This is a genomic window from Kineococcus auxinigenes, from assembly GCF_050871525.1.
Lineage (GTDB): Bacteria > Actinomycetota > Actinomycetes > Actinomycetales > Kineococcaceae > Kineococcus.
Genome location: NZ_JBKBCT010000003.1, coordinates 97521 through 116178 on the forward strand (window position 1 = coordinate 97521; position 18658 = coordinate 116178).

Annotated in this window: 16 protein-coding genes; 11 read left to right on the plus strand and 5 right to left on the minus strand. The window is 75.6% G+C overall.

Annotation, left to right across the window (positions count from 1 at the left end):
* Window positions 1–107: 107 nt before the first annotated feature.
* From paaA to paaZ, 8 genes are all read left to right on the plus strand, one after another.
* Complete coding sequence (gene paaA, locus ACRYR9_RS02325) at window positions 108–1061, plus strand: 1,2-phenylacetyl-CoA epoxidase subunit PaaA (RefSeq protein ID WP_432491623.1); 954 nt, start codon at window positions 108–110, stop codon at window positions 1059–1061.
* A gap of 2 nt (window positions 1062–1063) precedes the next feature.
* Entirely contained in the window at window positions 1064–1474 is a 411-nt protein-coding gene (gene paaB / locus ACRYR9_RS02330; RefSeq protein ID WP_432491626.1) for a 1,2-phenylacetyl-CoA epoxidase subunit PaaB, read from the plus strand.
* Window positions 1471–2289 carry a 1,2-phenylacetyl-CoA epoxidase subunit PaaC gene (paaC, locus tag ACRYR9_RS02335; RefSeq protein ID WP_432491587.1) on the plus strand — a complete coding sequence of 273 codons (819 nt, stop codon included), beginning with the start codon at window positions 1471–1473 and terminating at the stop codon, window positions 2287–2289. The genes paaB and paaC overlap by 4 nt, the downstream gene beginning before the upstream one ends.
* Window positions 2286–2810, plus strand: coding sequence for a 1,2-phenylacetyl-CoA epoxidase subunit PaaD (paaD, locus tag ACRYR9_RS02340; protein ID WP_432491628.1), 525 nt, complete (start codon window positions 2286–2288; stop codon window positions 2808–2810). The genes paaC and paaD overlap by 4 nt, the downstream gene beginning before the upstream one ends.
* A 42-nt stretch (window positions 2811–2852) precedes the next feature.
* A complete protein-coding gene (gene paaE, locus ACRYR9_RS02345) occupies window positions 2853–3983 on the plus strand; it encodes a 1,2-phenylacetyl-CoA epoxidase subunit PaaE (RefSeq protein WP_432491589.1) in 1131 nt (376 codons plus the stop codon).
* Window positions 3980–4807 (plus strand): enoyl-CoA hydratase/isomerase family protein, encoded by an 828-nt coding sequence (locus tag ACRYR9_RS02350; protein ID WP_432491591.1) that lies wholly within the window; start codon window positions 3980–3982, stop codon window positions 4805–4807. The genes paaE and ACRYR9_RS02350 overlap by 4 nt, the downstream gene beginning before the upstream one ends.
* Window positions 4804–5694 carry a 3-hydroxyacyl-CoA dehydrogenase family protein gene (locus ACRYR9_RS02355; protein ID WP_432491593.1) on the plus strand — a complete coding sequence of 297 codons (891 nt, stop codon included), beginning with the start codon at window positions 4804–4806 and terminating at the stop codon, window positions 5692–5694. The genes ACRYR9_RS02350 and ACRYR9_RS02355 overlap by 4 nt, the downstream gene beginning before the upstream one ends.
* Window positions 5695–5802: 108 nt before the next feature.
* Entirely contained in the window at window positions 5803–7860 is a 2058-nt protein-coding gene (gene paaZ, locus ACRYR9_RS02360) for a phenylacetic acid degradation bifunctional protein PaaZ (protein ID WP_432491595.1), read from the plus strand.
* 45 nt (window positions 7861–7905) lie between these two features.
* Here the strand turns inward: paaZ and ACRYR9_RS02365 are convergent, their stop codons facing one another.
* Window positions 7906–8319, minus strand: a complete 414-nt coding sequence (locus ACRYR9_RS02365) for a PaaI family thioesterase (protein WP_432491597.1) — start codon at window positions 8317–8319, stop codon at window positions 7906–7908.
* A gap of 118 nt (window positions 8320–8437) precedes the next feature.
* Here ACRYR9_RS02365 and ACRYR9_RS02370 point away from each other — a divergent pair, with 118 nt between their 5' ends.
* A complete protein-coding gene (locus tag ACRYR9_RS02370) occupies window positions 8438–10687 on the plus strand; it encodes a putative bifunctional diguanylate cyclase/phosphodiesterase (RefSeq protein WP_432491599.1) in 2250 nt (749 codons plus the stop codon).
* 45 nt (window positions 10688–10732) lie between these two features.
* On the opposite strand, the gene ACRYR9_RS02375 is transcribed toward ACRYR9_RS02370, so the two are convergent.
* Complete coding sequence (locus ACRYR9_RS02375) at window positions 10733–11284, minus strand: hypothetical protein (protein WP_432492504.1); 552 nt, start codon at window positions 11282–11284, stop codon at window positions 10733–10735.
* A gap of 208 nt (window positions 11285–11492) precedes the next feature.
* Between ACRYR9_RS02375 and ACRYR9_RS02380 the strand changes: the two genes are divergently transcribed.
* A complete protein-coding gene (locus tag ACRYR9_RS02380) occupies window positions 11493–11714 on the plus strand; it encodes a hypothetical protein (RefSeq protein ID WP_432492506.1) in 222 nt (73 codons plus the stop codon).
* Window positions 11715–11889: 175 nt separating this feature from the next.
* The gene (locus ACRYR9_RS02385; protein ID WP_432492508.1) at window positions 11890–14592 is read left to right on the plus strand and encodes an ATP-binding SpoIIE family protein phosphatase; all 2703 of its coding nucleotides are present in this window, start codon (window positions 11890–11892) and stop codon (window positions 14590–14592) included.
* A 32-nt stretch (window positions 14593–14624) separates the two neighbouring features.
* On the opposite strand, the gene ACRYR9_RS02390 is transcribed toward ACRYR9_RS02385, so the two are convergent.
* The 3 genes from ACRYR9_RS02390 to ACRYR9_RS02400 all read right to left on the minus strand — a co-directional run bounded on the left by ACRYR9_RS02390 (window position 14625) and on the right by ACRYR9_RS02400 (window position 18504).
* A complete protein-coding gene (locus ACRYR9_RS02390; RefSeq protein ID WP_432492510.1) occupies window positions 14625–15275 on the minus strand; it encodes a M15 family metallopeptidase in 651 nt (216 codons plus the stop codon).
* Between the two features lie 104 nt (window positions 15276–15379).
* Window positions 15380–16531, minus strand: a complete 1152-nt coding sequence (locus ACRYR9_RS02395) for a LacI family DNA-binding transcriptional regulator (protein ID WP_432492512.1) — start codon at window positions 16529–16531, stop codon at window positions 15380–15382.
* Window positions 16528–18504, minus strand: a complete 1977-nt coding sequence (locus ACRYR9_RS02400; RefSeq protein ID WP_432492514.1) for a heparinase II/III domain-containing protein — start codon at window positions 18502–18504, stop codon at window positions 16528–16530. Before ACRYR9_RS02400 ends, ACRYR9_RS02395 begins: the two co-directional genes overlap by 4 nt.
* Window positions 18505–18658 lie beyond the last annotated feature (154 nt).

The window sequence follows — 18658 nt, forward strand, 5'->3', positions numbered from 1 at the left end:
TTGACGCCGGCGCTGCCCTGCGCCTAGCTTGAACCGAACGTTCGGTCGGTTGCGAGGAGGATCCCGTGTCAGTGCAGACCGCGTGCCCCCCGTCCCAGCAGGGAGCGGTGGTGGCCGACGAGGCGGAGCTGGAGCGCCGCTTCCAGGCGACCGTCGCCGCCGACGAGCGCATCGAGCCGCGCGACTGGATGCCCGAGGCGTACCGCAAGACGCTCGTGCGACAGATCGCCCAGCACGCCCACTCGGAGATCATCGGCATGCAGCCGGAGGGCAACTGGGTCACCCGCGCCCCCAGCCTGCGCCGCAAGATGATCCTGCTGGCCAAGGTCCAGGACGAAGCCGGTCACGGGCTGTACCTGTACAGCGCCGCGGAAACCCTCGGAGTGGACCGCGCCGAACTGCTCGACCTGCTGCACGCCGGCAAGCAGAAGTACTCCTCGATCTTCAACTACCCCACGCTGACCTGGGCCGACATGGGAGCCATCGGCTGGCTCGTCGACGGCGCCGCGATCGTCAACCAGGTGCCGATCACCCGTTGCTCCTACGGCCCCTACGCGCGGGCGATGGTGCGCATCTGCAAGGAGGAGTCCTTCCACCAGCGGCAGGGGTTCGAGATCCTCAACCACCTGTCCCACGGCACCCCCGAGCAGCACGCCATGGCTCAGGACGCCGTCGACCGGTGGTGGTGGCCCTCCATCATGATGTTCGGCCCCCCGGACGACGCCTCGCCCAACAGCGAGCGGTCCATGGCGTGGAAGATCAAGCGCTTCTCCAACGACGAGCTGCGCCAGCGCTTCATCGACATGGCCGTGCCGCAGGCCGAAGCCCTCGGGCTGACCCTGCCCGACCCCGAACTGCGCCTGGACCCCGAGACGGGGCACTACCGCCACGGCCCGATCGACTGGGACGAGTTCAACGAGGTGATCCGCGGCAACGGGCCCTGCAACGCCCAGCGCCTGGAACTGCGCGTGCAGGCCCACGAGCGCGGCGCCTGGGTCCGCGAGGCGGCCGACGCCTACGCCGCCAAGGTCGCGCAGCGCGAGGCGGCGGTGGCGGCGTGAACGTGCCCGAGGAGCAGGACGCGGCGGACGCGCTGACGGACCCCGCGGGCGCGGCGCGCGCCGAGGGCGGGCACGGCGCGGTACCGGTCGCGGGCGTCCCTGCGGGATCGCCGGCGCCGACCCCGGCCTCGCGGCGGGACTGGCCGTTGTGGGAGGTGTTCGTCCGGGGCCGCCGCGGCCTCTCGCACACCCACGTCGGCAGCCTGCACGCCCCCGACGCCACCATGGCGCTGCGCAACGCCCGCGACCTGTACACCCGCCGGCAGGAGGGCGTCTCGCTGTGGGTCGTGCCGGCTGCGGCGATCACGGCGTCCAGCCCCGACGAGCGCGACCCGTTCTTCGCGCCGGCCGCGGACAAGGCGTACCGGCACCCGACCTTCTACGACGTGCCCGAGGGGGTGCAGCACCTGTGAGCACCCCGACCCCGGTCGCGGGCTCCGGACCCGCCACCCCGGCGGCGGGCGGCGGGGCGGCGGGCGACGCCGCCGTGGCGACCTACCTGCTGCGCCTGGCGGACGACGCCCTCGTCCTCGGCCAGCGCCTGGGGGCTCAGCTGACCCGCGCCCCGCAGCTCGAGGAGGACGTGGCGCTGGCCAACATCGCCCTGGACCTGCTGGGGCAGGCGCAGCCGCTGCTGGCGCGAGCCGGGCAGCTGGAGGGGCGCGGTCGCGACGAGGACGCCCTGGCGTTCACCCGCGACGAGCGCGAGTTCCTCAACTGCCAGCTCGTCGAGCAGCCCGACGGCGACTTCGCCGAGACCATCGTGCGCCAGCTGTTCTTCTCCACCTACCAGCTGCTGCTGCTGCAGCGCCTGGTCGACAGCGCGGACGAGGTCCTCGCCGGGGTGGCGGCCAAGGGCGTCAAGGAGGTGGCCTACCACCGCGACCACGCCGTGCAGTGGACCCTGCGCCTGGGCGACGGCACCGAGGAGAGCCACCACCGCGTGCAGGCCGCCCTGCAGCGGCTGTGGCCGTTCGTGGGGGAGCTCTTCGAGACCGACGAGCTCGTGCGCGACCTCGTCGAGCGCGGCGTGGCCACCGACCCGGCGCAGCTGCGCGCGGCGTGGGACGCCGACATCGACGCGGTGCTCACCGAGGCGACGCTGCAACGGCCGACGGCCCGGCGCACCGCGACGGGAGGCCGCCGCGGTGAGCACACCGAGTGCTTCGGGTACCTGCTGGCGGAGATGCAGCACCTGCACCGCTCGCACCCCGGGGCGACGTGGTGAACGGGCTGGTCGAGCACGCCCGGCACCCCGGGCACCCGGAGCACCCCGTCGACGTCGAGCGGGCCCGCGCCGTCGCCTCGCAGGTGCCGGACCCGGAGGTGCCGGTCCTGACGGTCGCCGACCTGGGGATCCTGCGCGACGTGGCGGTGGACGGCGGCCGGGTGCGCGTGACCATCACCCCGACCTACTCCGGGTGCCCGGCGGTCGGGACGATCCGCGAGGACATCACCACCCGCCTCGCCGAGGCCGGCTACCGCGACGTCGAGGTCGTCACCACCCTCAGCCCGGCGTGGACGACGGACTGGATGAGCGAGGACGGCCGGCGCAAGCTCGCCGAGTACGGCATCGCCCCGCCGCAGCGGCGTCCCGGCGGTGCGGTGGCCCTGACGCTGTCGCTGCGCTGCCCGCGCTGCGGGTCCCCGCGCACCCGCGAGCTGAACAGGTTCGGCTCCACCGCCTGCAAGTCCCTGTGGGTGTGCGGCGACTGCGCCGAACCGTTCGACCACTTCAAGGACCACTGACACCGGGCCGTCAGGCCACGAGCACGCACGAGGAGCGAGTCGATGACGACCGTGCAGGAGAACGCCGCGCAGGCCGCGGCGCCGGGTCGTGCGAGGCGCCAGCAGTTGTCCTTCCACCCCCTGCGCGTCAGCGACGTGGAACGGCTGACCGACGAAGCCGTCGCGATCTCCTTCGAGGTCCCCGAGGACCTGCGCGCCCTCTACGAGTTCACCCCCGGCCAGCACCTGACCCTGCGCCGCACCATCGACGGCGAGGAGACCCGGCGCAGCTACTCCATCTGCGCGCCCGCCGGCACCGGTCGCCTGCGGGTGGCCGTCAAGCGCATCGACGGCGGCGTCTTCAGCGAGTGGGCCACCTCCGAGCTGCGCGCCGGCGACGAGATCGACGTCATGACCCCCGCCGGCCGGTTCGGCATCTCCTTCGAGCCCGGTCGCGCGCGGCACTACACCGCCATCGCCGCCGGCAGCGGCATCACCCCGGTCATCTCCCTGGTGGAGACGGCCCTGGCGGTGGAGGGGGGCAGCCGCTTCACCCTCGTCTACGGAAACCGCACCAGCGCCAGCGTGATGTTCCTCGAGGAGCTGGCGGACCTGAAGAACCGCTACCCGGAACGCCTGCAGGTGGTCCACGTCCTCTCCCGCGAGGCGCAGGACGCACCGCTGCTGTCCGGGCGCATCGACGCCGAGAAGCTCGCGCTGCTGCTGACGAGCGTGCTGGAGCCGGACGACGTCGAGGAGTGGTTCCTCTGCGGGCCCGCGGAGATGGTCCAGGAGTGCCGCCGGGCCCTGCTCGAGTCCGGTGTGGACACCTCCGACGTGCACCACGAGCTCTTCCACGTCGCCGGTGCGGGGCCCGCGCCGCGCCGGCGCAGCAGCAGCGGCGACAGCGGGCCGCGCAGCAGCGTCACCGTCCTGCTCGACGGGCGCAGCACCGCCATCGAGCTCGGCGCCGAGGACGAACCCGTCCTCGACGCCGTCCTGCGGGTGCGCGCCGACGCGCCCTTCGCGTGCAAGGGCGGGGTGTGCGGCACCTGCCGGGCCAAGGTCGTGGAGGGCAGCGTGCGCATGGACCACGACTACGCCCTGGAGGAGGCCGAGAAGGCCGCCGGGTACGTGCTGACCTGCCAGGCCCACCCCACCAGCGAGCGCGTGCTCGTGGACTTCGACGCGTGAGCGCCGTGCAGGAGGAGCGCGCGGGGACCTCGACCGCCCTGCTCGTGGACGAGCGCGAGGACCGCGTGGTCGCGCGCATCGACGGCCCGGCCACCCGCAACGCCATCGACGCCGCCCTCGTCGAGCAGCTGCACGAGTTGTGCGCCCGGCTGGAGGAGGAACCCAGGGTCCTCGTCCTCGCCGGTGGTGACGGGGTGTTCGCCTCCGGGGCGGACATCCGCCAGCTGCGCGAGCGCCGCCGCGAGGACGCCCTGCGCGGCATCAACTCCGGCGTCTTCGACCGCATCGCCAGGCTGCCGCTGCCGAGCATCGCCGCCGTCGACGGGCACGCCCTGGGGGGAGGTGCGGAACTGGCCTACGCCTGCGACTTCCGCATCGCCACTCCGCGCACCCGCTTCGGCAACCCCGAGGCCGGGCTGGGCATCATGGCCGCCGCCGGGGCGACGTGGCGGTTGCGCGACCTCGTCGGCGAACCGCTGGCCAAGGAGGTGCTGCTGGCCGGGCGCGTCCTCGACGCCGGCGAGTGCCTGGCCGCGCACCTGGTCACCGAGGTGGTCGAGGTGGACGACCTGCTCCCCGCCGCGCACCGCCTGGCCGACCGCGTCCTGCGCAACGGCGAACTCGCCCTGCGCCTCACCAAGCTCGCCCTGCGCGTGCCCGCCGGCGCGCACCCCGCCTTCGACGACGTCGCTCAGGCGGTCCTGTTCGAGACCGAGGAGAAGGAGCGGCGCATGACCGCCTTCCTGGAGCGCAAGCGCGCCCCCCGCACCGCGGGGACCAGCGGCGCACCCGCGACGGGCACGGACGAGGGGGGCCGGCGGTGAGCGCGAGCACCGACACCGCGACGCGCCCGCCCGCGCAGTCGTCCTTGCCCGAGGACGCCGGCGTCCTCGGCGGCGGGCGCATGGGTTCCGGCATCGCCCACGCCCTGCTGCTGGCGGGTTGCCGCGTGCGCGTGGCCGAGTCCGGCGCCGAGCGCGTCGCGGCGGCCCGCGCGAACGTCGAGAAGGCCGTGCGGGCCAGCACCGAGCGCGGCACCCTCGACCCCGCGGAGCTCGACGGCGTCCTGGCGCGCCTGGAGGTGGGAGAGGGGCCGCAGTTCCTCGCTCCCGCCGGCCTGGTCGTCGAGGCCGTGCCCGAGGACCCCGCCCTCAAGGCGCGCGTGCTGAGCGCGCTGGACGCCGTGCTCGCCCCGGACGCGGTGCTGGCCTCCAACACCTCCTCGATCAGCATCGCCGAACTGGGTGCGGCGCTGCCGGAGAACCGGTCGCTGATCGGGTTGCACTTCTTCAACCCGGTGCCCGCCAGCACCCTGGTCGAGGTGGTCCTGCGCCCGGGGACTCCCGACGAGCTGGTGGAGCGCGCTCGCGGCTGGGTGCAGCAGATGGGCAAGACCGCCGTCGTGGTGCGCGATTCACCGGGTTTCGCCAGCAGCCGCCTGGGTGTCGCGCTCGGTCTGGAGGCCGTGCGCATGCTGGAGGAGGGCGTGGCCAGCGCCGAGGACATCGACGCGGCGATGGCGCTGGGGTACAAGCACCCCGTCGGCCCGCTGCGCCTGACGGACCTGGTGGGCCTGGACGTCCGCCTCGGCATCGCCGAGCACCTCGAACGCACCCTGGGCCCGCGGTTCGCCCCGCCGCAGCTGCTGCGCGAGAAGGTCGCGCGCGGGGAACTGGGCCGCAAGAGCGGTCGGGGCTTCTACACCTGGTGACGAGCCTTCGCGGCACGTCGGCGTCTTGACGGTCCGGAATCCACCTGGAACAGTTCCCAACCGAACGTCCGGTCGGTTACGGCCGCAACCACCCCGGGAAGGTCATCGATGACTGTCACTGCCCTGCGCGACGTCGCCACCGTGGAGAGCTTCATCGCCGGCCGCTGGAGCGGGCCCACCGGTGAGACGACCACCCTGCTGGACGCCGCGACCTCCGAGCCCGTCGCCCGCATCGGCACCGGCGCCCCCGACGCGGCCGGCGCGGCCGAGCACGCCCGCCGCGTGGGTGGCCCCGCGCTGCGGTCCATGACGTTCCACGAGCGGGCCCTGGTCCTCAAGCAGCTCGCCCAGCACCTGAACGGGTGCAAGGACGCGTTCTACGACCTCTCGGCCCGCACGGGCGCGACCCGCCGCGACTCCCTCGTCGACGTCGACGGCGGCATCGGCGTGCTGTTCACGTACGGCTCCAAGGGCCGCCGGGAGCTGCCGGGCGGGTCGGTGTACCTCGACGGCCCGACCGAGGCGCTCGGGCGCGGCGGGCAGTTCGTCGGCCAGCACGTCTACACCTCCCGCCACGGCGTGGCCGTGCAGATCAACGCCTTCAACTTCCCCGTCTGGGGCATGCTCGAGAAGTTCGCCCCGGCCTTCCTCGCCGGCGTGCCCACGATCGCCAAGCCGGCCAGCCAGACCGCCTACCTCACCGAGTTCGTCGTGCGCGAGGCCCTCGACAGCGGCCTGCTGCCCGAGGGCAGCCTGCAGCTGCTGGCCGGCAGCGCGCGCGGGGTGCTGGACGTCCTGGGCGACCAGGACCTCGTCGCGTTCACCGGTTCCGCCTCCACCGCGAACTCGCTGCGCTCGCACCGCTCGGTGCTCGAGGGCGGGGTGCGCTTCACCTCCGAGGCCGACTCGCTGAACTTCTCCCTGCTCGGGCCCGACGCCGTGCCGGGCACGGCGGAGTTCGACCTGTTCGTGCGCCAGCTCGTCACCGAGATGACCGCCAAGGCGGGGCAGAAGTGCACCGCCATCCGCCGTGCCCTCGTCCCCGACGCGCTGCTCGGGGACGTCGCCGAGGCGGTGCGCGAGCGCATCGCGCAGAAGGTGACGGTGGGCCACCCGCAGGCCGAGGGCGTCACCATGGGCGCGCTCGTCAGCCTCGCCCAGCGCGAGGAGGTCCGCGCCCGGGTCGCCGAGCTGCAGCGCGGTGCGCGGATCGTCGCCGGTGACCCCGGGCACGTCGAGACGGTCGGTGCCGACGCCGAGCGGGGGGCGTTCCTGTCCCCGCTGCTGCTCCTCGCCGAGGACGCCGGCCGTGCCGAGGTCCACGAGGTCGAGGCGTTCGGCCCCGTGAGCACCCTCATCGGCTACGGCAGCACCGCGCAGGCCGTGGAACTGGCCGCGCGCGGGCGCGGCAGCCTCGTCGGCTCGGTCGTCTCCAACGACCCGGACGTGGTCCGCGACGTCGTCCTCGGGGTGGCTCCCTGGCACGGTCGGGTGCTCGTCCTCGACCGCGACTCCGCGAAGGAGTCCACCGGGCACGGTTCTCCCCTGCCGCACCTGACCCACGGCGGACCCGGCCGCGCCGGTGACGGCGAGGAGCTCGGCGGCATCCGCGGCGTGCTGCACTTCATGCAGCGCAGCGCCCTGCAGGGTTCTCCGCGCGCGCTGTCCGCCGTCACCGGCACCTGGATGCCCGGGGCGCCGCGCACCACGCCGGACACGCACCCGTTCCAGCGCTCGCTGGCGGAACTGCGCGTCGGTGACAGCGTCGAGGCCGGGCCCCGGACCATCACGCTGGAGGACATCGACCACTTCGCCGAGTTCTCCGGTGACCGGTTCTACGCCCACACCGACGAGGAGGCCGCGGCCGCGAACCCGTTCTTCGAGGGGCGCGTCGCCCACGGCTACTTCCTGGTCTCCCTGGCCGCCGGTCTCTTCGTGCAGCCGGACCCCGGCCCGGTGCTGGCGAACTACGGTCTGGAGAACCTGCGCTTCACCGCGCCCGTGTACCCGGGGGACGAGGTCCGGGTGCAGCTGACGGCGAAGTCCATCGCCCCGCGCGTGGACGCCGACTACGGCGAGGTGCGCTGGGACGCGCAGCTGTTCAACCAGCGCGACGAGACGGTCGCCACCTACGACGTGCTGACGCTGGTCGCCAAGACGCGCTGAGCCCGCCCGCACCGCCGCTGACGCCCACGGAGCCGTTCCGGGGCGTCAGCGGCGTTCGTCGCTCAGGTAGCACGTCATGCGCGCCGAGCACACCGCCCGGCCGGCGTCGTCGACGACGGAGACCTGGTAGGTCGCCATGGTGCGGCCGCGGTGCAGCGGCGTCGCGGTGGCGGTGATCGTGCCCTCCCGGGCGCTGCGGTGGTGCGTGACGTTCAGCTCGACGCCCACGGCGGTGCGCCCCGGGCCGGCGTGGATCACGGCCGCCCACGAACCCACCGCCTCCGCGAGCGCGGCCGAGGCCCCGCCGTGCAGCAGGCCGAACGACTGGGTGTTCGTCGCCACCGGCATCGTGGCGATCAGTTCGTCGGCCGATGCCCGCAGGACGCGGATGCCGAGCTTCTCGTCGAGCTCGCCCGGTCGCAGGTCCGCTCGTGCTCCGGTCAGCGGGTTCTCGCTCACGGTCGCAGGGTAGCCGTGCAGCAGGTGACGGCCCTCGAAGCAGGCGGCAGCGGCACTTCCGAGCGCCGGTCGGGTGACACGGCGTCAAGCCGCCGCCCGCGCGTGACGACGCCCGGTCGTGACCTCTCGCCGTGCCCGCTGGAGCGCCCGATCGACCTGGGTGCTCCTGGCCGTCGTGCTCGCCGTGTCCGCGCTGGTGCTGGCCGTGCCGGCGTGGCGCGCGCCGGCGGTGCTGGCGGTGCCGGCCGCCTCGGTGGCCGGGGTGGTGCTCGGCGTCGCGCTGCACCGCCCCCGCGGCGGCGCGTGGTGGCTGGTGGCGCTGACGCTGACGCTGTGGGGGGCTGCGCCCTGGTTGGCGCAGGTCACCGGACGGGTGGACGGCCCGCCGACGGCCCTGGTGTGGGCCGGTCAGGCGCTCGCGGCGGGGATCGTGCTGCACGTGGCCCGGGGGCGGGAGGCGGGGCGGGAACCCTCGCCCGGCGGCAGGCTCGACCTGGCCGTCATCGCCGCCGTCGTGGCGCTCGTCGGCGCCCAGCTGGCGGCCGTGGTCCTGGCCGACCACGGGGACGTGACCGGTGTGGTGGTCGCCAGCGCCGACGTGGTCCTGCTGGGCGTGCTGCTGCGCTTCACCGTCTCGCGCCGCGCCCTGCCGGTCAGCTCCTGGCTGCTGCTCACCGCCGGCCTGCTCGTCATCGTCTACGACCTGACCTGCTCCCTGAACGGGCGGCGCATGGCTCTGCCCGGGGAGGCGGTGCAGGGCCTGGGCGTGCCGGCCCTGGCGCTGTTCGGGCTCGCCGCGCTGCACCCGTCCATGACGGCGACCTTCGCCGCCGAGACGTTCGCGCGCCGTCGCCGCCCCTCGGGGGCCCTGCTGGGGCTGCTGCCGCTGGTCGCCGTGCCCGCCGCGCTGTGGTGGGTCGCGCGGGCGGCCGGCGCGCCGGGCCTGCCGGGCTGGACGGTCCCGGTGACCGGTGCGCTCGTGGCGGCGCTGTGCCTGCTGCGGGCCTCCGCCGCCCTGCGCGCCAGCGAGCACCTGGCCGAGCACGACCCGCTGACCGACCTGGCGAACCGGCGCGGGCTGGCCCGCGCGCACGCCGAGCGGCCCGCCCTCGGCGGCCGCAGCCTGCTGCTGCTGGACCTGGACGACTTCAAGCAGGTCAACGACACCCACGGGCACGACGTGGGCGACGCCCTGCTGCTGCAGGTGCGCGACCGGCTCGTGAGCGCCACCCGCGAGGTGTGCGCGGGGGACGGGGTGGTCGCCCGCCTGGGCGGGGACGAGTTCGTCGTCCTGGCCCCGGCCCGGTGCGCCGGCGAGGTGGCCGATCGCCTGGTGCGCGCGCTGGAGGCGCCGGTCGTGGTGGGGGGTCTGGTGCTGCGCGCGGGGGCCAGCGTCGGCGTCGCCCACGAGGGCGCCGCGGCGCCGGTGCCGCTGGCCGAGCTGCTGACCCGCGCCGACGTGGCGATGTACGCCGCGAAGTCCGCCGGCGGTGGCCGGGCGGTGGACTTCCACCCCGCCATGCGCGAGGAGGTCGCCCGCCGCTACACCCTCAGCGGTCAGGTCCGCCGGCTCCTGGCGGGGCGGGCCCCCGACGTCGGGCACCTGGAGGTGCACCACCAGCCCCTCGTGGAGCTGGCCTCGGGCCGGGTGGTGGGTGCGGAGGCGCTGGTGCGCTGGCGCCACCCCCAGCACGGCCTGCTGACCCCCGACGCGTTCCTCGCCCTGGTCAGCACCAACGACCTGGACGCCGAGCTGGACGCCGCGGTGCTGCAGGAGGTGGTGGACCAGCTCTCCCGATGGCGCGACCAGGGCCGGCGTGAGCTGCCGGTGGCCGTGAACCTCACGCGCGCCAGCCTGGACGACCCCGCCCTGGCCGAGCGCGTCCTGACCCTGCTGGCCGACGCGGGAGTGCCGACGTCCCAGCTGCACCTGGAGATCACCGAGCACCAGCAGCTGGCCGTCGACAGCCCCGCGGCGGGCTCCCTGGCGGAGCTGCGCGCCGCCGGTGTCGAGATCCACCTCGACGACTACGGCACCGGGTACACCTCGCTGGACTACCTGCGCCGCTTCCCGGTGCAGGTGCTCAAGCTGGACCGCTCGGTGGTCGGCGCGGTGGCCGACGGCGACGCCCAGCTCGTCGCCGGGGTGCAGGCCATGGCTGCCGCGCTGGACCTGCAGGTCCTGGCCGAGGGGGTGGAGACGCCGCAGCAGCGCGCGCGCCTCATCGAGCTCGGCGTGCGGTACGGGCAGGGGTACCTCTTCTCGCGCCCGCTGGCCGCCCGCGACTACGCCGACCGCGTGCTCGGCCCCGCCCGGTCCCACGGCCCGCAGCGCACCGTCGCGCCCGGGTTCGCCGCGACGCCCTGAGCGCGCCCGGGGCGGGCCGGTGGCCCGGCCCGCCCCGGGACCGGGTCAGCGCTTCAGGCTGCCCAGCAGACCCTGCGCGACCTGCCCGGCCTTCTGCTGCTCGCCCTGCTGGGCCCCCATGACCAGCAGCACGCCGGTCAGGGCGGGGATGCTCCACTGCAGCACCTTCAGGCGGCGCTGCGCGCCCGCGACGTCCTCGGGAGTGCCCTGCTGGGGGTCGACGCCGGAGGCGGCCGGGGCGTGGGAGTCCTTGCCCAGCTTCGCGCCCTGAAGGCCGGAGTAGGCGGTCACGCCCATCGCGACCAGCGTCAGCCCAGCCTTGAGGGCGGTGTTGCCGCGGGTGCCGGACTGCCCCACGACCCGACCGCGGTTGCCCAGGATGAGGCCGACGCCGCCGATGCTGTGCACGGCCAGGGCGGCGGCGTTGACCGGGGCCCAGCGCGCCCAGCCGGCGGTCGCGACGTGGGTGCGGTCGTGCGGGTCGGAGACGGCGGCCGAGGCGCCGTTGAGGCCGACGGCCCCGAACAGGGAACCGCCGAACCAGGCCGCCAGGCCGATGTCGTGCATGGAACGGATCACGGTCTGACGCTCGGACACGGGAGCACCTCTCTGGACGTCGGTCCCGCCCCCGCGGGTGCGGTCGGGCGGGGTGAGGGGCCAGGTTCCCGCAGGGAGCGCGTTCCCGCCCGCTGGAACCGGGTCGGGGTGACGGGGCGGGGGCCGCCGGGTGCGGGCGCTGCGGCGGACGGGCGATCCGGGGGCGCTGGTGTTCACAGGAGCCCGCCGAGTGGAGGACACTCGGAGCATGTCCCCTCGCGCGAGTGCGGCCCGGCGTCACCTCCCGACCAGCCCGTTCCAGCCCGCAGCCCCCCGGACCCCGACGGAGTTCGCCGTCGACGACCGCGTCACCCACGACCGCCACGGCCTCGGCACCGTGGTGGCGATCGGTGCCGACGAGCAGGTCACCGTCCGCTTCTCCTCCGGTGAGGTCCGCCTGGTGAACGGGGCCAAGCTGGACAAGCTCTGAGCGCGCCGCCCCCGCTGCGGGGCCGGGGTGCACGCTGTGCTCACCGGGGCACCCAGCCCGTAACATCCGCTCAGTGACGAATGAGCTACCGAGCGTGAGTGGAGTGGGTGACCCGCCGCCCCACGCCCCACCCGGGGCTCACCCCGCCCCGGCGCCCGACGGCCGCGACACGCGGGTGGCCATCGAGGCCTCCCTGCTGCCGGCGATCTTCGACGGACCGGCCGTGGCCGTCATCGCCCTGGACCGCGACGGCCTCATCACCGCCCTGACGCCCGGGGCCGAACTGCTCCTGGGCTACGCCGAGAGCGAGCTGCTCGGCGAGCCCCTGCACGAGCGGCTGCACCACCAGCACCTCGACGGCAGCCCCTTCCCCCGCGAGGACTGCCCCGTCGTCGCCGCGCTGACCGAGGCCCGCCCCGCCGCCGGGCACGGCGACGCCCTCGCCCGCTCCGACGGCACCCTGCTGGTGGTCTCCTGGGCCTTCGCCCCCGTGGTCCTGGCCCGCACCCTCACCGGTGGCGTGCTCACCCTGCACGACATCAGCACCCAGCGCGACGACGCGGCCCGGCCCGGCCGCCGCCTCGCCCTGGCCGAGGCGGCCAACCTGCGCCTGACCCTGCTGGCCGACGTCTCCCAGCTGCTGTCCGAGGGGCCCGCGGACCTGGACCGCGCCCTGGACGGCCTCGCGCGACGCGTGGTCCCGGCGCTCGCGGACTGGGTGGCGGTCGACCTGCTGGAGGCCGACGGTGCACGGGCCCGGCGGGTCGCGCTGGTCCACCACGACCCGGCCGTGGAGGCCGGCGCCCTGGCCGGGCTGGGGCCGCTGCCGCCCCTGGACCCGGGAACGCGCAGCCCGCTGGTGCAGGTCCTGCACGGCGCCCCCCTGCAGCACGTGGCGGACCTGTCCACCGTGGACGACGACAGCGACGAGTCGTGGACGCAGCGGTTGTCGCTCGTGCGCGAGCTGGGCACCACCGCGGCGATCGTCGCCCCGCTGCGGGCGCGCGGGCGCACCCTGGGCGCCATCACCCTGGTGCGCACCCTCCCGCCCCGGCCCTTCCGCGACGAGGACGTCGCGTTCGTCGCCGACCTCGCCGCCCGGGCGGCCGCCACGGTCGACACCGCCCAGCTGCTGCGGCACGAGCAGCACCGGGCCGAGCAGATGCAGCGCGCCCTGCTGCCCCAGCTGCCCGAGCGGATCGGCGGGCTGCGGCTCGCCGGCCTGTACCAGCCCGCCAGCGACCTCGCCCAGGTCGGCGGCGACTGGTACGACGCGTTCGAGCTGCCCGACCTCAGCACCGCCCTGGTCCTCGGCGACGTCGCCGGGCACGACCTGCACGCGGCGACGCGCATGGGCGCGATCCGGCACAAGCTGCGCGCGATCGCCGCCGACCGCGTGGCCCCGCCCTCGGAGATCCTCACCCGGCTGGACCGGGTGCTGCAGCGCTTCGCGCCCAGCGACGTCGCCACCCTCGTCCACGCCCGGTTGCGGGCCGAGGGCGCCGGCTGGGAGGTGCAGTGGTCCAGCGCCGGGCACCCCCCGCCGCTGCTGCTCGTGCCCGGCGCCGAACCCCGGTTCCTCCAGGCCGAGGCGGACCTCCCCCTGGGCGTGGCGGACCTGCCGCGGCACGACGCGCACGCGTCCCTGCCGGCCGGTGCGACCGTCGTGTTCTACAGCGACGGGCTCGTCGAGCACTCTGGTGAGTCCCTCACGGACGGGCTGCAGCGCCTGCTGCGGGCCGGGGCCGGCCTGGAGCACGCGCTTCTGCCGCACCTGTGCCGGGAACTGCTCGACCGCCTGCAGCCCGCAGGCGGCGACGACATCGCGGTCCTGGCCGTGCGCCTGGGCCCCGTGGGGGGCGTGGCACCGGGACGGGAGACCGAGGCCGGTGCGGTGCTGCCGCAGGTGCACCTCCGCGGCCTGCCGCTGCGCCTGCGCCAGCGGTTCACCCAGTACACCGAGGGGCTCCTGCGGGAACTCGCGCTGCTGCGGTTCGGTGCCGGCCAGCCCTCCGCCACGGCGCTGCCCCAGCGGCTGCTGGACCTGGCGGCGGAGCTGCAGAACACGTACGCGCACCTGCTGGCGCGCCCCGCGGCCGTCATGGACGCCGCGTCGGCGGCCGGGCGGCAGTCCTGCGACGTCACCTACCGGTTGCCCGCCGAGGCGGGCCCCTTCGCCCGGCGCGTGCTGACGGCGCTGGAGGAGGCGGACGACTTCTGCCGCGCCGAGGAGCACCTGCTCACCCTGCCCCCGGCGCCCGAGGTGGCGGAGTACCGCCGGTGGGTCTTCGGCGAGTTCGAGCGGCAGCTGGCCGGCGCCGCGCCCCTGCCCTGGCGGGAACCGGGACCGCAGCACACGCCCGAACGGCCTCGAGCGCTGCGGGGGCCCGAAGCGCACCCGGTGCCGGACGGGCAGGTGCGGTGGCGGGTCGTGGGTGAACCCCTGGACCTGGACCCCGACCCCGGCGCGGTCTCCACGGCCCGCCGGCACGTGCGCCGCCTCCTGCGCGAGGCCGGCGCCGAGGAGCTGGAGGAGACCGCCGAGCTGGGCGTCTCCGAACTCGTCACCAACGCCGTCCTCCACGCCCGCACCACCGTCACCGTCACCGTGCGGATCGCTCCGGGTGGGGCGGCGCGCATCGAGGTCGCCGACTCCTCCGACGCGGCCGTCCAGCAGCGCCGGTTCGGCCCGGCGGCCTCGACGGGGCGCGGGTTGCGGCTGGTGGAGTCGATCTCCTCGGCCTGGGGCGTCGAACCCCTGCCGCCGGAGCGGGATGCGGGCAAGGTGGTGTGGTTCCAGCCGGTGCCGGACGCGGACGCCGCGGGACCGGAGGCTCAGGCCGAGGACTGGGCGGCCGAGCTGGAAGGCCTGCTGTGAGGGGCTGACCGGGCGGCCCCGGCGCGCGGGCGTCAGCCCGTGAACGTCCAGTGCCACGACTCGCGGGGCACGTTCTCGCTGAAGCCGAACTCCTTCGCGTGCGCGCGCATCCACGTCAGCGCCTCGCCCTTCAGGTCGAGGTCGAGGCTCAGCCCCCAGCCGTGCTCGCTGGTGCCGGGTTTCGCCGCCAGGCCGCCCTGGGAGTACAGCCCCTTGCGCCGGGCCACGTCGACCTGCTGCTCGTAGGAGCGGTAGGAGTCGGTGACCTTGATGGTGATGCCGTCGCGGGCGGCCGCCGCGCGCAGCTCCTGGTAGGACTGGGCGGCCGGCGCCCACATCGTGTGCGAACCCTGACCGATGCTGCTCAGCGCGCCCGCCGGGATCTTGCCGTTGCCGTGCTTGACCAGGTCCAGCGGCACCCCGTTCGCGTCGCGCGCCCGGCTGGTCCCCGCGACGCCCCCGGTGCTCACGCCCGACGTGCCGGACGTGCCGGACGTGGTGGCGATGCGCTGCGAGAGCACGGACGCGAAGGAGGTTCCCGACGAGGTGCTCGTCGCGCCTCCGGACGCGGTGGCGGTGGTGCCGGTCGTCACGGCCCGGGCGGGGGGAGCGGGGGGCTGCAGGGCGCGGATGCGGGCCTCGATGTCCGCGATGCGGGACACGACGCCACTGATGCCGTCCACCTGGAAACCCCCTGCTGCCGACGAACTCCCGTCCCGGGGTTCTCGGCCGCGGCGGGCGCCGCCTTGAGCTGCGCCGGAGGCTGGACCGGGGCGGGTGGGCGCCGTCAGCGCGGCGGGGCCGTGGACGCGCGCACCTCGAGCGCGGGGCTGACCAGGACCCGGTGCACGGGGCGGCCGGGGTCGGTCAGGCGCGCGGTGAGCAGGCCGACCGCCGCCCGCCCGATCGAGCGGCGCGGTGGCCGCACGGCGGTGAGGGCGGGCTGGAACAGGCCGGCGACCTCGTCGTCGTAGGAGACCACCGACAGGTCGTCCGGGATGGACAGGCCCCGGGACTCGCACCGCTGGACGAGGGCGATGGCGTCGGGGTCGGAGTGCACGAGCAGCGCGGTGACCCCGCTGCCGGTGCACCGCTGCACGAGGTCGTCCACGGCCACGTCCCAGTCGGGTTCGTCGAGCTGGGGCAGGCGGACCGACGGGGAGGCGTCGCGGGGCAGGCCCAGGTCCTCGCACGCCTCGCGCCAGCCGCTCAGGACGTGCGGGGAGGTGGGGCTGGAGCGGGTGACGGCCACGCCGATGCGCCGGTGCCCGAGGCTCGCGAGGTGCTGCACCGCCATCGCCGCCCCGAGCCGGTGGTCGGACACGACGGACTCGAAGGCCTCGCGGTGCGGGCCGCGGGTGGCCGTCCGCTCGAGCAGCACCACGGGCACCGGTGCCTGCGCGAGCCACTCGAGCGTGGCCGCGGCGCCCGGGCCGTCGAGGGTCGGGGCGACGAGGAGGCCCCGCACGCCCGACTGGCCGGCCAGGCGTTCCAGCTGGGGGCTCTCGTCGTCGCCGGCGTAGGAGGAGCCGCGCAGGACGAGCTGCATCCCGTGCGCGCGCGCCTCCTCCTCGGCGCCCCGCGCCACACCGGGCCAGTAGTAGGCCAGCGAGGGCACGAGCATCCCGAGCGCCGTGGTCGCGGCCCGCGCCGGCTCCCCGGTGGCGGGGCCGCGGTCCTCGGGCTCGCGCGGTCCTGCCCCCGGCGCGTCGGCGGCCGGCTCCGGGGAGGTGCCGGGCAGCAGGGTCGCCCCGCCGTGGACGCGGTGGACCAGGCCCTCGGCGGCGAGCTGGCCGATGTCGCGCCGCAGCGTGATCGCCGTGACGCCGAGCTCCTCGACGAGGTCGGAGATGCGGACGGTGCCGTTGCGCTGCAACGCGTCCATCAACCGCGCCCGGCGCGTCGCCGGTAGGAGCCGGCTGCTGTCGGTGACGCTCACGGGCACACCTCCACGTGCAGGTCGAACGAGCCGATCAGCGGCGGGTCGACCGGCTCCAGCACGAGCCGCAGGAGCCGGCGCCCCCACACCACGGCGAGGAGCGGGTCGTCGAGCGCCTGCTCCTCCAGGTGGGCGCGCGCGGTCGCCGCCGCCCAGGTCAGGACCATACCGGCCCCCTGCAGCCCGACGACCACGGCGCGACCCGGCTCCAGGGAGCTCACGTCTCCGGCGAGGACCCAGTGCAGCCGCGTCGGGCCGGCGGCCGCGTCCGCGCCCTCGGGCACCTCCCAGGCGTCGGTGACGCGGACGTTCCCGCTCGCCCGGTCCAGGGTCGCCGTCCTGCGCCAGGACGAGACGCCGGCCCCGGGGTAGGCGCCGGAGAGCTCCAGGGTGAGGGAGGCGGTGGCGTCGTCGCACCGCGGGACGACCCGCGAGGCGCCGTGCCGGGCGCCGGCGGCCTGCTCGCGGCCGCGCACGACGGGGACGTTGTGCCACCCGCTGCGCAGCAGCCACAGGGAGTAGCGGTCGGGCCCGAAGGTGGTGGCGGTGTACGTGGGCCGGCCGGGGTCGACGAGCACGGGCACGCCGTTCACGGCGACGACGACGCCGCCCACGTCGTTGTGGTTGTGGTGCTCGCCGTTGTGCCCGCCCTTGACCGCGAGCACGGTGCGGGCGTCCCCCGCGGCCCGGCGCGCCAGGAGCACCTGCGTGGAGGGCAGCCACACGTCCCGGGCGAGCTGCGGCTCCTGCGGTGCGGCGGTGCACCACGCGGGGTCGGTCACGGCGCGCAGCAACCTGCCCAGCCCGGGGGCCTCCGTGGCCACGGGTGCGCCCGGCTCGCGGTGCGAGGCGGCGAGGGCGGTGGCCGCCGGCACGTCCAGGCGCCGTCCCCACCGGTGCAGCACCTCCCACGGCAGGTCGTCCGCGGGGCGGGCCGGGGCGTCGGCGAGGCTCAGGTACCAGGGGCCGCCCAGGTGCATCCGGTGCGGGAAGGCGACGACCTCGCGCAGCGGGGCGATCCCCGCGGCGTCCAGCGCCCCGCCCGTCGCGTGCTCGAGGACCTCCAGCAGCTCCAGCAACCGGGCGGCCCCGTTCCACCAGTACCCGAAACCCTCGTCGATGGCTCCGTCGGCCGGCAGGGACGCGGCGTAGCGGTCGACGTCGGCGATCGCCGAGGCGACCACCTCGGCGCGCGCGGCGGGGTCCTCGAGCAGGACGAGCGCGGCGGTGACGACGTTGCCGAGGATCCACGGGTTCCAGTTGTGCACGTCGCCGTGGAGGCCGAGCCAGTGCCAGTCCCGGCGCGCGCGGTACGGGTCGAGCACGCGGGTGCGCACCTCGTGCTCGACGCGGGAGCGCAACCCGGGGGCGCGCTCCTCCAGCGCGTCGCCGAGCAGGTGCAGCGTCCACGCGAGCTGGGCGGCGACCTCGCCGGCGCCGAGGTCGAGGTAGGGGTCGGTGACGGTGGGCAGCACGGAGCCGCGCCGGGCGCGGGTGTCGTCGTGGGCGGGCCAGCACCAGGTGCTCTGCTCGCACAGCAGGACCACCCCGTCGAGGACCTCGTCGAGCCAGCGGTCCTGCAGCGTGGCCGCGGCCGCGAGCACGGCGCGGGACAGGCGGTGCTGACGGGCGAAGACGACGGCCTCGTGGCCGGCGCGGTCGCCGTCGCGGAAGTAGCGCGCGAAGCCGGAGGCCGTGGGCTGCGGCCAGGGCGCGCCCAGGTCCTCGTGCGCGCGGGCGAGGACCGCGCGCAGCGTGGTGGCGTCGGCGGCACCGGGCTGCGGTGCCCCGTCCGCGCCGGGCAGCCGCCAGACCCGCCGGTCGGTGGCCGCGGGAACCGGCAGGGCTTGAGCCGCCGGCCGCAGCAGCCGCTGCAGCGCGCCGGGGTCGGCCGTGCTGCCCCACGCGCGCCGCAGGGGGCCGGGCGCCGTCGCGCTCGAGGAGGGGGGCTGCGGGTCGCTGCGGGTCGTCACGGGTGGGCTCCTCGGCGAGCGGTGGTGACTGCACGGGTGATCGAACCTGATCGTATCAGTGAGTTCTTTCCGAAAGGTGCTTGACAGGAGGGGAAAACGCACAGTTGACTCCTCGCATCGCACAGAAGCGATCTAGTTCGTTCTTCACTCGGCC